At 44.6% G+C, this 12,952-nt stretch carries 13 protein-coding genes and 1 other RNA gene; 11 read left to right on the plus strand and 3 right to left on the minus strand.

The genetic code is table 11. The annotated features are described in order from the left end of the window. Positions 1 to 13 precede the first annotated feature (13 nt). The 4 genes from CEG13_RS05225 to nth all read left to right on the plus strand — a co-directional run bounded on the left by CEG13_RS05225 (position 14) and on the right by nth (position 3,917). On the plus strand, positions 14 to 1,201 hold the full coding sequence (locus CEG13_RS05225; RefSeq protein ID WP_100010816.1) for a pyridoxal phosphate-dependent aminotransferase: 1,188 nt from the start codon (positions 14 to 16) through the stop codon (positions 1,199 to 1,201). A 17-nt stretch (positions 1,202 to 1,218) separates the two neighbouring features. Beyond that, on the plus strand, positions 1,219 to 2,511 hold the full coding sequence (gene asnS / locus CEG13_RS05230) for an asparagine--tRNA ligase (protein WP_100010817.1): 1,293 nt from the start codon (positions 1,219 to 1,221) through the stop codon (positions 2,509 to 2,511). A gap of 75 nt (positions 2,512 to 2,586) precedes the next feature. Next, complete coding sequence (locus CEG13_RS05235; protein WP_100010818.1) at positions 2,587 to 3,267, plus strand: DnaD domain-containing protein; 681 nt, start codon at positions 2,587 to 2,589, stop codon at positions 3,265 to 3,267. A 2-nt stretch (positions 3,268 to 3,269) separates the two neighbouring features. Beyond that, entirely contained in the window at positions 3,270 to 3,917 is a 648-nt protein-coding gene (nth, locus tag CEG13_RS05240) for an endonuclease III (RefSeq protein ID WP_100010819.1), read from the plus strand. 62 nt (positions 3,918 to 3,979) lie between these two features. Here nth and CEG13_RS05245 read toward each other — a convergent pair whose 3' ends face one another. From CEG13_RS05245 to CEG13_RS18875, 3 genes are all read right to left on the minus strand, one after another. Next, complete coding sequence (locus CEG13_RS05245; RefSeq protein ID WP_100010820.1) at positions 3,980 to 6,823, minus strand: PBP1A family penicillin-binding protein; 2,844 nt, start codon at positions 6,821 to 6,823, stop codon at positions 3,980 to 3,982. 18 nt (positions 6,824 to 6,841) lie between these two features. Next, on the minus strand, positions 6,842 to 7,429 hold the full coding sequence (gene recU / locus CEG13_RS05250) for a Holliday junction resolvase RecU (protein WP_100010821.1): 588 nt from the start codon (positions 7,427 to 7,429) through the stop codon (positions 6,842 to 6,844). Positions 7,430 to 7,816: 387 nt separating this feature from the next. Continuing rightward, positions 7,817 to 7,921 (minus strand): spore protein, encoded by a 105-nt coding sequence (locus CEG13_RS18875; RefSeq protein WP_192869518.1) that lies wholly within the window; start codon positions 7,919 to 7,921, stop codon positions 7,817 to 7,819. A gap of 159 nt (positions 7,922 to 8,080) precedes the next feature. Between CEG13_RS18875 and CEG13_RS05255 the strand changes: the two genes are divergently transcribed. The 7 genes from CEG13_RS05255 (at position 8,081) to CEG13_RS05285 (ending at position 12,885) form a co-directional block, all read left to right on the plus strand. Further along, on the plus strand, positions 8,081 to 8,293 hold the full coding sequence (locus tag CEG13_RS05255; protein WP_100010822.1) for a hypothetical protein: 213 nt from the start codon (positions 8,081 to 8,083) through the stop codon (positions 8,291 to 8,293). Positions 8,294 to 8,341: 48 nt separating this feature from the next. Then, a complete protein-coding gene (locus tag CEG13_RS05260; RefSeq protein WP_100010823.1) occupies positions 8,342 to 8,689 on the plus strand; it encodes a DUF1798 family protein in 348 nt (115 codons plus the stop codon). 52 nt (positions 8,690 to 8,741) lie between these two features. Beyond that, positions 8,742 to 9,143 (plus strand): cytidine deaminase, encoded by a 402-nt coding sequence (gene cdd / locus CEG13_RS05265; protein ID WP_100010824.1) that lies wholly within the window; start codon positions 8,742 to 8,744, stop codon positions 9,141 to 9,143. A gap of 173 nt (positions 9,144 to 9,316) precedes the next feature. Continuing rightward, positions 9,317 to 9,640, plus strand: a complete 324-nt coding sequence (gene gpsB, locus CEG13_RS05270; RefSeq protein WP_100010825.1) for a cell division regulator GpsB — start codon at positions 9,317 to 9,319, stop codon at positions 9,638 to 9,640. An 85-nt stretch (positions 9,641 to 9,725) separates the two neighbouring features. Continuing rightward, an RNA gene (gene rnpB / locus CEG13_RS05275) (RNase P RNA component class B) lies at positions 9,726 to 10,107 on the plus strand. Positions 10,108 to 10,244: 137 nt separating this feature from the next. After that, on the plus strand, positions 10,245 to 11,381 hold the full coding sequence (locus tag CEG13_RS05280; RefSeq protein WP_100010826.1) for a THUMP domain-containing class I SAM-dependent RNA methyltransferase: 1,137 nt from the start codon (positions 10,245 to 10,247) through the stop codon (positions 11,379 to 11,381). Between the two features lies 1 nt (position 11,382). After that, the gene (locus CEG13_RS05285; protein WP_100010827.1) at positions 11,383 to 12,885 is read left to right on the plus strand and encodes a carboxypeptidase M32; all 1,503 of its coding nucleotides are present in this window, start codon (positions 11,383 to 11,385) and stop codon (positions 12,883 to 12,885) included. Positions 12,886 to 12,952: the final 67 nt, after the last annotated feature.

Genomic DNA, 12,952 nt, shown 5'->3' on the forward strand with positions numbered 1-12,952 from the left:
GGTGATCAAGAATATGGAATTAGCAAATCGGGTAAAAACATTAACACCATCTTCTACACTGGCGATTACGGCAAAAGCAAAAGAACTAAAAAGCCAGGGTCATGATGTGATCGGACTCGGGGCGGGCGAACCGGACTTCAATACACCGGATTATATTTTACAGGCTGCTAAAGAAGCAATGGACAGCGGAAAAACCAAATATACGTCTGCGGGCGGCACACCGGAGCTGCTTGATGCCATTGCCAAAAAATTTAAGCGCGACAACGGACTGCATTACAGCAACAAAGAAATTATCGTCACTACAGGTGCCAAGCATGCGCTGTTTACCTTGTTTCAGGTAATTTTAAACGAAGCGGACGAGGTAATTGTCCCTGCTCCTTACTGGGTAAGCTACCCGGAACAGATAAAGCTGGCAGGCGGCAAACCGGTTATTCTCGAGGCCAGAGAGGAAAATGAATTTAAGATTAATCCTGAGGAACTGGAGAAAGCAATAACGGCTAAAACCAAGGCAGTGATTATCAATTCTCCAAGCAATCCGACAGGCATGATGTACAGCAAAGAAGAACTGGAAAAGCTTGGGGACGCTTGTCTAAAACATGATATCCTGATTATTTCTGATGAAATATATGAGAAATTGATCTACACAGAAGATAAGCATGTATCCATGGCAACAATTTCCAGCAAATTAAAAGACCGGACTGTTGTTATTAACGGTGTGTCCAAATCCCACGCTATGACGGGATGGAGAATCGGCTATGCCGCAGGACCGGAAAAAATAATTCAGGCAATGACCAGCCTTGCTTCCCATTCGACGTCCAACCCGACATCGATTTCTCAGTTTGCTGCATTAGCTGCTTATGAAGCGGGCGAGAGTTCGGCAACCGCGGAAATGAATAAAATGTTTTCCGAACGACTTGATCAGTTATACGGTCTGATCATTGATATTCCAGGTATCAGCTGTATTAAGCCAAAGGGAGCATTTTATTTATTCCCGAACGTAAAAGAGGCTGCTCTCATGAATGGATTTGTCAATGTAGATGACTGGACCAAAGAACTGCTGGAAGAGGAAAAAGTCGCTCTTATTCCAGGATCCGGGTTCGGCGCCCCTGACAATGTGCGTCTTTCTTATGCCGCTTCACTCGATGTATTGGAGGAAGCAGCCAAACGAATCAAGCGCTTTGTCAGCCGTCATCAATCTTAAATTTGGAGGGAAATACAGTGAAAATAACGATTTCGCAGGCACCCGAACATACGGGTGAAAAAGTAACAATCGGTGCATGGCTTGCAAATAAACGTTCCAGCGGGAAGATCGCCTTTTTGCAGCTCCGTGACGGGACAGGTTTTATGCAAGGTGTCGTGGTTAAAAATGATGTCAGTGAAGAAGTTTTTCAGCTGGCCAAAAATATGACACAGGAATCATCGATGTACATAACTGGTACTATTGCAGAAGATAAAAGGTCCCCGTTTGGCTATGAGATGCAGGTAACAGACCTGGAATTAATCCATGAAGCCAGTGATTATCCTATCACACCAAAAGAACACGGAACCGAATTTTTAATGGATCACCGTCATCTGTGGCTTCGTTCCAAAAAACAGCATGCCGTGATGAAAATCCGCAATGAGATTATTCGGGCAACCTATCAGTTTTTCAATGACAACGGCTATGTGAAAATTGATCCGCCGATTCTTACAGGGTCATCGGCTGAAGGAACAACAGAATTATTTCATACACAGTATTTTGATGAAGAAGCGTATCTATCACAGAGCGGTCAATTATACATGGAGGCCGCAGCTATGGCTTTCGGCAAAGTATTTTCTTTTGGACCGACTTTCCGGGCGGAGAAATCAAAGACACGCAGACATTTAATTGAATTCTGGATGATTGAGCCGGAAATGGCCTTTTTTGATCATGAAGAAAGCTTGGAAGTTCAAGAACAGTATGTAAGCTTTGTGATACAGGCGGTACTGGAGAATTGCAAGCTGGAACTGGAAGCCCTCGAGCGAGACACTGTCAAACTGGAGAAGATGCAGGCGCCATTTCCAAGAATTTCTTACGACGACGCCGTTCAATTGCTTCGGGATAAAGGGTTCACCGATATAGAATGGGGAGTGGACTTCGGTGCACCGCATGAAACGGCAATTGCGGAGAGCTATGATAAACCTGTGTTTATCACCAATTATCCAAAAGAAATTAAAGCATTTTATATGAAACCTCACCCAGACCGATCAGATGTGGTGCTCTGTGCCGATCTGATTGCACCGGAAGGCTATGGGGAGATTATTGGCGGATCGCAGCGGATTGACGACCTGGAATTAATGCAGGAGAGGTATGAACAGCACGGCCTCACAGGACCTGCTTATGAATGGTATTTAGAACTTCAGAAATACGGCAGTGTGCCACATTCCGGATTTGGACTTGGCCTGGAGCGAACCGTAGCATGGATTGCAGGTGTGGAGCATGTCAGGGAAACCATTCCATTCCCAAGATTGTTAAACAGACTTTATCCATAAAAAGGTTAAAGAAGAAAATCCCTTGCCAATTACTGCAAGGGATTTTCCATGCTATACTAGAGATGAGGTGGTACCATGACGAATTCTGTGCCGATTCAGCATGTTCTGCTCGACCAGCTGCCAGTGCCGATGAAACTCATCAGCAATTATGCTTCACTGGGGCTGACTGAGCAGGAAGTGATGGTTATTATGCAATTGCACCGTTTTCTTCAGCAGAACAATGATTTCCCTACACCGTATGAAATTTCTGCCGGGATGACGATAAATGAAAAGGAATGCGCCAATATCCTGCGCAGCTTGATTCAAAAAAGCTTTCTGGCCATTGAACAGCAAGAAAACAGCCAGCAGAAAATCAGTGAAGCCTACTCCTTAAATCCGCTTTGGGAAAAGTTGTACGGGCCAGCGCCTGCAGAGGAAGGGAATATGGAAGGGACTATTTTTCTTTTATTTGAACAGGAATTTGGCAGACCACTGTCTCCGTTTGAAATTGAAACGGTAAATGTCTGGCTTGATGAGGACAGGATTTCTCCTTCGCTGATTAAAGCCGGCTTGCGGGAGTCGGTGCTGATGGGCAAATTGAATTTTAAATACATCGACCGGATCCTCAGGGAGTGGAAAAAGAAAGGAATCCATTCCGTGGAACAGGCCAGAGAAGCAAGCAAGCATTTTCACAAAAGACAGGGAAACCAGCAGGAAACGAAACAAAAGCGCGATACTTCCTTTTATTATAACTGGCTTGAAGGGGGAAGTGAGTAGTCATGCTGAATAAAAAGCAAATCCGCTTTTGTCTTGATGAAATGAAAAAGATGTTCCCCAACGCGGAAGGCGAATTACGCCATTCCAACCCATTTGAACTGGTGATTGCGGTCCTTTTGTCCGCCCAATGTACGGATGCGCTCGTCAATAAAGTCACCGCGGGTCTGTTTAAGAAATACAAAACGCCGGAGGATTATCTGGCAGTCCCGCTGGAAGAACTGCAGCATGATATCCGCTCGATCGGACTGTACCGCAATAAAGCCAAAAACATCCAGAAGCTGTGTCAGATGCTGATCGATGAGTATGACGGCGAAGTACCGCGAAGCAAAGAAGAGTTGGTCAAATTGGCCGGGGTGGGGAGGAAGACAGCAAATGTGGTTGCTTCCATTGCTTTTAATGAACCAGCGATCGCAGTTGACACCCATGTGGAGCGTGTCTCCAAACGGCTCGCTATCTCCCGCTGGAAAGACAGTGTGATCGAAGTAGAGGAAACCCTGATGCGCAAAGTGCCAAGAGATGAATGGAGCGAAACGCATCACCGGATGATCTTTTTCGGCCGCTATCACTGCAAAGCAAGAAGCCCGAACTGTCCGGAATGTCCGCTGCTTGAATTATGCAGGGAAGGGCAGAAGCGTATAAAAAAGATGTAAACCAGCGGGCTGGTTTACATCTTTTTTATGAGTTTATTGCTCTTTTTCATCTTCTTATTTTACTAATTGTTTCCTCCATCTCCATTGTTATTTCCGTTTCCTTCGTTATTTTCATCTCCGTTGTTATTTCCGTTTTCATCATTATTCCCATCTCCGCTGCCATTTCCGGTACCGTTGTTATTCCCATCATCATTGTTATCTCCGTTATCTCCGTTATCTCCGTTTCCTCCGTTTCCTCCGTTTTCCTCACTATCATCTGTATTTTCTTCTGGAACGGAAACTTCTGTGCTTTGTGTATCCCCGCGGATTCCTTCGTTCGCTCCATTCTGACCGATTGGCGTAACATTAATCGTGTAGCTCTGGCCAGGCTGTACACCGCCTATCTCTATACCGTTAGATGAGGCGGTTTGTGTCTGTCCATTTACTTCCACCTCGAAAGCAGCAGGAGGGCCGTTATATTGCCAGGATACATCGATTATCCCCTGTTCGGCGACATACGTTCCGGTTAAGCCGGAGACAGAGCCAATGTTTGCAGGCTCTTCTTCTCCGTTTTCACCTTCATTATTTTCATCCTGATTTTCCGCTTCTTCGTTCTCTTCTTCATCTTCGTTCGCTTCCGGCACAGTTACAGAGACGGTGCTTGCTTCACTTGTACTCGACTCATCTTCATTGCTCACCGCTACTACTTGAATTTCATACTCCGTACCTGGCGTCACATCGGAAATTTCCAGTGATGTTTCCTCCGTAGTGGACAGTCCTTGCATTGAACCGCCGTCTTCATTGGCACTTACTTCAAAGGAGACATCTTCGTCTGCTCCATAGCCCCATGATATTTCAATAGCATTGGATGACTCGTTATATTCGGCTGCAAGATCACTGACAGGATCCAGCTGATCATATCTTTCGGAAGTCTCGGTTGGCTCGGTGCCGCGTTTAAATAATTCTGTAATGATCTGCGATTCCGGTGTATATTCACTCGGCAACGCAGCTGGACGGGAGCCTTCTTCAACCTGCACCTCTACAACAGAGTCAGGACGTTCAAAGTCTGCTGTTTCGATGCCCTGGGAAATTTGCGACATCGTGTTTTGGAATAGCTGCCGGGCGACCGTTGTATCTTCCAGTGGCTCGCTTCCAGTAGGATATCCCGTCCAGACGGAAACCGTATAATTGGTCGTATATCCGCTGAACCACGCATCCCGTGCTCCGCCGCCTGGAAGGTTGGTTGTTCCTGTTTTCCCTGCAACAGGCAGTCCTGGTATATTCGCAGAAGTTCCGGTTCCCTCTGTCATCACGGATTTCAGCACGTCGGTAATCATGTACGCCGTTGCTTCTGACATCACCGCTTCCGGTTCAGGCTGCAGTTCTATTGTGCGTCCGTCACCGAATTCCACTTTTGTTACGGCATATGGATCGTTATAAATCCCTTCATTGGCAAATGGACGATATGCCCCCGCTAACTGCAATGGGGTAACAGTTGTTTCTGTTCCACCGATTGCTTCTCCAATCTGGTTACTAATTGGAATACCCAGACTCTCGGAAAATTCCTGGGCATTGGCAGTTCCGACTTCTTCCAGGGTTTTCAGTGCGGGAACATTATAGGACATTGCCAATGCCTCCCGCATGGATACCCAGCCATGGAAAGAGTTATCGAAATTATTGACGGCATGACCGTCGCCAATTTGGTATGGCTCATTATCATTTATTTGATGATAGGTAGACCAGTCCAGATACTCCACGGCAGGCCCGTAAGCCACAATCGGTTTGATGGCAGACCCTGGCTGCCGGCCGCCGTCGGTTGCAAAATTATAGCCACCATTTTCCAGGCCGCCACGCGCTCCACCAATTGCCCGTATGGCACCATTAGTGGAATCAAGGACGACCATGCCTGCCTGCAGTTCTTCATTCGGATAGACTATTGGGTTGTCTTCACTGTTCGACAGGAGATATTCCACATGTTCCTGTGCATCCGTATCAAGCGTTGTATGGATCGTCAGCCCGTCTGTATAAATATCCGCACCGTCTACTTTTTCGCTCACTTCTGCTCTTACCTGCTGCAGGAACGCTTCATACGGTGTGGAATCCCGTTCTGATTCATTTAAAAGGGAAGGAATATCCACCTGTGCCGCTTCATCTGCCTGTTCCTGTGAAATTTTTCCGTGTTGAACCATCAAATACAGCACAGTCTCCATCCGGTCCTTCATCAATTCCGGATTCTCAAACGGATTATAGCCGGACGGACGCTGCGGCAGACCTGCCAGGATTGCCGCTTCCGGAAGGGTCAGCTCATCCAGGGTCTTGCCGAAATAAGTTTCTGCAGCTTGGACAACCCCGTAAGCACCGGCACCGTAATAGATCTTGTTCAAATAAAATTCCATGATTTCTTGTTTTGAGTAATTGCGTTCCAGTTTTAGTGCCATCCACATTTCCTGCACTTTTAAGCTGATTTTTTTATCCGGAGGCAAAAAGGACTTTTCCACTACCTGCTGGGTAATAGTACTCGCGCCTTCTGAGCCAAACCCTTCGGTAATATTGGCAATAATGGCACCGCCGATTCTTTTGATATCAATCCCCGGGTGGCTGAAAAAACGGGCATCCTCTGTGGCAATTACTGCATCAATCAGCACTTGGGGAAGGTCGTCAAATTCAACTCTGGTGCGCTGCTCTTCCCCCAGTGTGGCAAATACTTCTCCATCCTTATCCAGTACCTTTGAAGATAACGGGCTGGAAAGCTTAGATGCCTCCATTTCCGGTGCTGTTGCTATCCAATATGTTGCAAGCGCCCCGCCAACTACACCTAAAATTAAGAAAATCATTAATCCAGTCATGATGATTTTTTTCCATATTGGTTTTTTTCCGGATTTCTTTTGTTTTCTCCTTGCTGTACGAGACTGGCTGTTTTCTGCCATAACTCTATGTCCTCCGATCTATGAATAAAGCTTGTCAATAATTGATAAATAATCTACTCTGGCCTGATAACCAAAGGGGATAAGCGATCCTTCATTTTTAACTGTCTGATAGGAAACCGACTTTTTTCCGCCTCTTAATTTGTCGTGCCAATAAGGAAAAAGTTTCTCCGCCTGGAAAAAATAAGTCTCCTGATGGACGGCAAATCGGATAATTAAAAAACAAATTCCGCCATGACGGACAATTGCCTCCATATGTTTTACCTGATGTTCATGAATATTGGCCAGGGGAAAAGAAGTTTTATTTCTTGTTTCCTTAGCCTCAAAGTCAATATAGCGGCTCCTGTAAAGGCCATTGTAATCTGTCGTGGAGGCCTGTTTGAAGTAAGCTTCGTTAATCACGGCAGCACTGCGTTTTGGATAATTAACATTGACAATCTGAACCGGAACCGGCTTTTTGTGGATGACTGCTTTATCCGTGTCCAAATAATATTGGTTGGTAGCATTTATGTCATCTTCCAATGTCATACCCCGATTGCCAAACCCGTTCCGTGTGGCTGGCTGTGAACTGGTGCCTTTCCGGGGTCTCTTTCCGTTCGGATAATTCATCCGCATCTTCCCCCTTAATCATGACAGTATCATACCAGAAAAACGCCTGACTAATAAAGGGAAGTCCTTATTCCTGGCAATTTCTGACTCATGTAATCCTTCATGCCATACGTATATTATATAACAGACGATACCCTGGAAGAAAAGCAATTACCCCTGTTTTTCCCAGTACGTCAGGAAGAAACAGAGGCATATTGGAAATGTTTCCTGATTCGCTTAAAGGTTATTTGAACAATTTCTGAACTTTTGCTGGCAGCTTGAGGAGTTTACTTTATCAGTATAAATTACGGAGAGAGCGGCGGTAATAGGGGCGTCGGAAAGAAAATTTGAGTGTGCAATAAAAAGGACCTGCAGTGACTGCAAATCCTTTTTCATAAAGAAGTCTTTTTAAGTGGAAGGTCTGTTTGGTCCGGCCAGCTTTTTGTCACCGGTTTTCAGCGATTGTTTTGTCCCGTTTTCGGCTGTTTTCTGCTTATTGTTTTTCTTAGCCATTATGCAACCCTCCTTTTAACTGTAGTTTGTCTTATTTTCATGAAAAGATGAGGAATAGCACTTGTTTTATCCCTTTTCTTCTAGTTTTGTCGAACAGGCAGGAGAGTGAAAATTCGCGGCGAATAACTATATCTAAACCATATAACAGGAGGGATAAGCATGCCCCTTGCAGCCCAATCTTACAGTTACGCAAAAAACGGAGTCACCCACCAGGAGTTCGAAAATGCAATTAAACAAATGACGGTTCAGGTCCAGCAAATGGAACAGCAGCTTTCCCGGCAAACAAGTAAGCAAATCTGGGAAGACTTTCAAAGCCAGCTGCAGCAGATTAATTCCATTCAGCGGTCTGTCAAAAGAATGCCATATCTTTAGAAAAAATGGTATAATAGGGAGAAGCATTTTACAAAGGCAGGTCGACCCATGGATTTAACAGAACAAACGAAACAGCTGAAACAGCATATCGACTGGCTAAAAGACAGATATGAGACCACACCGGCACCAGAAAACAGAAAAGACAAACAGCTTTTCATGCGGGTCAAAGAAGAAACAACACCCATTTATGACCTTCTGGAAAACTGGGAAACAGAAGCACTCAAAGCAGTGAAAGCAAGAAATGTAAATGTGCATCCGCAGCAGATTGCCTCCACAAAGGAAAACGCGGAACTTTTTATGATGCACAGTTATTATATTGATGTCAGACGCAAACGATATATGGAGCTGCATCGTTCGATCCACTATATATTTGATCAGCTGCTGCGGGAATTATAATCAGCCATTTACTTATGTGTCCGGCTAATTTTTTAAGAGGGGGATTCGAATTATGAACAAGACCGAATTACTGCAGGAAGCAATCCAAATCAGGGAAAGAGCCTATGTTCCTTATTCCAATTTCCCTGTTGGTGCAGCCTTGCTTACAAAATCCGGAAAACTATATACAGGCGTCAATATAGAAAATGCTGCTTATCCGGTAACATGTTGTGCAGAGCGTGTGGCTATTTTCAAAGCAATATCCCAGGGGGAAACAGATTTTTCCGAGATGGCAGTGGCGGCTGACACGAAAAGAGTTGCATCGCCTTGCGGGGCATGCAGGCAAGTGATGAGCGAATTTTTTGCCCAGGATATGAAAATTCATCTGACCAATCTGAACGGAGATTCCAAAACGGTTACCATGGAAGAATTGCTGCCATTTTCTTTCACCCAGCACGATTTGTTTGAAAAATAACGCATTCCCTTTATAATAAGGAATAACAGCGAAACAGGAAGCTGATTTTTCAGTTTCCTGTTTTATGCTATAATAAATTATATCAGCAAGTCATAAACAGACAAGACAACAATAAACATTTATTATTGATGCACTGTGAAATGAATGGTTTAAAAAAAACGAGGTGAATGAATATGGCAGCAAATATGCAACTAAGTGGAAAAGATATTCTGGAAAAGGAATTTAAGACCACCATGCGCGGGTATCATCAGGAAGAGGTCGATGAGTTCCTGGACACAATTATTCAGGACTATGATGCCTTTAAACAGGAAATTGAACGCTTGCAGCAGGAGAATGAAAAGCTGAAGCGGAATCACACGGGGGAGCAAACCAGATCACGCTCTGCCCAACAGCAAACAACACAGGTTAATTATGATGTGTTAAAAAGGCTTTCAAACCTGGAGAAGGCTGTGTTTGGCAAAAAATACACCGAGGAAGAGAATTCAACAGAATCGTAGCGCAGGCGGGTTGGTTGTATGGCCTTTTCAAGCTGTTGATTAATCCTCCTGCTTATGGTACAATATCATTCTGAGCAAAAAATAGATACTCAGGTAATCGCTGTATTTTCATACAGAGGAAAGTCCATGCTCACACAAACTGAGATGTTTGTAGTGTTCGTGCTTGACGAAATCATAAGTCAAGGTAACCAACTAGGTTAACGGCAGGAGAGATTCCTACGTTCTTTTAAAAGGATAGGGAATTATCCTTGAAAGTGCCACAGTGACGGAGCTGAAAGGGAAACCTTTCGGGTGGAACGAGGTAAACCCCGCGAGTGAGCAACCCAAAACATGGTAGGGGCACTCTTTTAGTAGGGAATTCAACCGAATAAGAGACAGGCATGCATGCTTGCAGATAGATGATTACCCCCGGAGTACGAGGCTGACCCCCGTTTGGAGTACAATGGGACAGAACATGGCTTATCGAGTATTTATTGGTCCAGGCTAAAAACAAACCCTTTCAGCAGCAATCGCCGCTGGAAGGGTTTTTTGTATGCCATTCTTCGTTTTCTCTCAAAGGATATGATAAACTAAAAACAAATAATCGAATGAAGGGAATATTGCTATGCAGAATGTAACATTGATCGCAACCGCTGCCATGGGGCTGGAGTCGGTGGTCGCCAGGGAAGTAAAGCAGTTGGGCTATGAAGCGAAGACGGAAAATGGCAAAGTATTGTTCACAGCACCGCTATCCGCTATTCCTCGCTGCAACTTATGGCTTCGTACAGCAGACCGTGTCAAATTGCTGGTTGGCAACTTTGAAGCACGAACCTTTGATGAACTGTTTGAAAAAACAAAGGCGCTGCCCTGGGAAGACTTCATTGAGGAAGATGGCAAATTCCCTGTCACCGGAAAATCGGTAAAATCCCAGCTCCACAGTGTGCCGGACTGCCAGGCAATCGTGAAAAAATCTATAGCTGAACGACTGAAGCTTAAATACGGCATGGCATCCAACATGCCGGAAACAGGAGCGATGTATAAAATTGAAGTTGCCCTTCTGAAGGATATGGCAACACTTACGATTGACACCACAGGAGCAGGATTGCATAAAAGAGGATACCGAGTCGGTCAAGGGGAAGCTCCTTTAAAAGAAACACTGGCAGCAGCCCTTGTACTGCTGACCAATTGGAAGCCAGAGTATCCGCTCATCGATCCATTTTGCGGTTCAGGAACTATTCCGATAGAGGCAGCTCTTATCGGTCAGAATATTGCTCCAGGCTTTAATCGTGGCTTTGTCTCGGAAGAATGGCCGCTCGTTAAAAGTAGCTATTGGGATGAAGCATTTCAAGAAATTGAAGACAAAGCCAATTATGAGCAAAAATTACAAATTACGGGTTCAGATATTGACCATAAAGCAGTCCAGACAGCCGAAGCAAATGCAGTGGAGGCAGGTCTTTCGGATTTGATCAGCTGGAAGCAGATGCAAGTCAGTGATCTGTTTATCCGAAGGGAGAACGGGTATATTATAGGCAATCCGCCATATGGGGAGCGACTTGGCGACAAAGAGACCGCAGCTCAGATCAGCCGCCAGCTTGGCAGCATAATGAAAAATCACCCAAGCTGGAGTGTATATGTATTGACTGCATTTGAAGAATTCGAAAAGCATTACGGCCAAAAGGCCACAAAAAAAAGGAAATTGTTTAATGGTTTTATCCGTACCGATTTTCATCAATACTTCGGACGAAAAAACAAGGGGGAGTAACATGGATAATACATACCTGATTGAAAAGGACTTTCACGAACTGCTTAAAGAACGGAGCGCTTATGAAGAAACAATTAATCTGATGCAGTGGGATATGCGGACAAAAATACCTAAAAATGCTGTGGAACAGCGTGCGGAGGTTGTTGGTTTCCTTGCAGAAAAAATCCATCAGATAGAAACCTCGGAAAAAATGAAATACTTCATTGACATCCTGAAAGACAATACGGAAGATGACGTGATGAAAAAAATTGTCACCGAACAGGAAGAAACCTATGAAAGAAACCGCAAAATCCCGACAGACGAATATAAAACATATGTCATGCTGCAGTCTAAATCGGAGGCGGTTTGGGAGGAAGCGAGAGAAAAAGCCGATTTTTCCTTATTTCAGCCTTATTTGGAAGAACTGGTAGAGTACAATAAGAAATTCGCCAGCTATTGGGGTTATGAAGAAAATATATATGATGCACTCCTACATAATTATGAACCTGGTGTTACGGTGAAAACCCTGGATGAGGTTTTTCCATCTCTTAGAAATTCGCTGCAGCAGCTAGTTGAAAGAATCAGTGCCAGCCCATTTAGACCGAATCCTTCCATCTTAACTGATCATTTCCCAAAACAGGATCAGGAAGCGTTCAGTATGGAGATCTTAAAAAAGATGGGCTACGATTTTTCATCGGGAAGGCTGGATGAAACAATTCATCCATTTGCGATTGCGCTAAATCAGCAGGATGTCCGAATTACAACCAGATACGACGAAAAAGATTTCCGCACGGCTGTATTTGGGACGATCCACGAAGGCGGACATGCCTTGTATGAACAGAATATTGCTGATGAGCTTGCAAATACGCCACTGGCCACCGGGACTTCTATGGGGATTCATGAATCACAATCATTATTCTGGGAAAACTTTGTAGGCAGGGGCAAAGCCTTCTGGGAAGCCAACTATGATTTATTTAAAAAATATGCTCCAGCCAGTTTTCAGCATGTTCCGCTTGATGATTTCTATCAGACAATTAATGAGGTAAAACCATCGCTGATCCGGATTGAAGCGGACGAATTGACCTATCCACTCCACATTATGGTGCGTTATGAACTGGAAAAAGCATTAATCAACAATGAAATCGAAGTTGCTGATCTGCCAGGTTTGTGGAATGAAAAGATGAAAGACTATCTCGGTGTCCAGCCGCCAACAGACAGAGAGGGTGTGCTTCAGGACATTCACTGGGCCGGTGGGGATTTTGGTTATTTCCCATCCTATGCGCTTGGCTACATGTATGCAGCTCAATTTTTCGACCGTTTCTCCCGTGAAAATGACCTGGAGTCGATCATCGCAAGCGGCGACTTTCAGCCGGTGAAACAATGGCTTGGTGAGCATATTCACAAGCATGGCAAAATGAAAAAACCGCTGGAAATTATAAAAAATGTGACAAACGAGGGATTGAATCCCGATCATCTGGTGCGATATTTAACGCAAAAGTATTCTGCTGTTTACCGATTGTCCTGATAATAATTTTCTTATCCTGCATTCATTCAGGCTTTGGCTTGTCGCATAAAGATTGGCGACAAGCCAA

This window comes from Lentibacillus sediminis (genome assembly GCF_002763455.1).
Taxonomy (GTDB): Bacteria; Bacillota; Bacilli; order Bacillales; family Amphibacillaceae; genus Lentibacillus_D; species Lentibacillus_D sediminis_A.

Excerpts from the sequence above, each read along its gene's own strand:
- gpsB (WP_100010825.1), top strand. The coding sequence starts at position 9,317 with ATGGCAGCAAATATGCAACTAAGTGGAAAAGATATTCTGGAAAAGGAA.
- CEG13_RS05225 (WP_100010816.1), top strand. The coding sequence starts at position 14 with ATGGAATTAGCAAATCGGGTAAAAACATTAACACCATCTTCTACACTG.
- cdd (WP_100010824.1), top strand. The coding sequence starts at position 8,742 with ATGAACAAGACCGAATTACTGCAGGAAGCAATCCAAATCAGGGAAAGA.
- CEG13_RS05260 (WP_100010823.1), top strand. The coding sequence starts at position 8,342 with ATGGATTTAACAGAACAAACGAAACAGCTGAAACAGCATATCGACTGG.
- CEG13_RS05285 (WP_100010827.1), top strand. The coding sequence starts at position 11,383 with ATGGATAATACATACCTGATTGAAAAGGACTTTCACGAACTGCTTAAA.
- nth (WP_100010819.1), top strand. The coding sequence starts at position 3,270 with ATGCTGAATAAAAAGCAAATCCGCTTTTGTCTTGATGAAATGAAAAAG.
- CEG13_RS05235 (WP_100010818.1), top strand. The coding sequence starts at position 2,587 with ATGACGAATTCTGTGCCGATTCAGCATGTTCTGCTCGACCAGCTGCCA.
- CEG13_RS18875 (WP_192869518.1), bottom strand. The coding sequence starts at position 7,921 with ATGGCTAAGAAAAACAATAAGCAGAAAACAGCCGAAAACGGGACAAAA.
- CEG13_RS05245 (WP_100010820.1), bottom strand. The coding sequence starts at position 6,823 with ATGGCAGAAAACAGCCAGTCTCGTACAGCAAGGAGAAAACAAAAGAAA.
- CEG13_RS05280 (WP_100010826.1), top strand. The coding sequence starts at position 10,245 with ATGCAGAATGTAACATTGATCGCAACCGCTGCCATGGGGCTGGAGTCG.
- recU (WP_100010821.1), bottom strand. The coding sequence starts at position 7,429 with ATGAATTATCCGAACGGAAAGAGACCCCGGAAAGGCACCAGTTCACAG.
- CEG13_RS05255 (WP_100010822.1), top strand. The coding sequence starts at position 8,081 with ATGCCCCTTGCAGCCCAATCTTACAGTTACGCAAAAAACGGAGTCACC.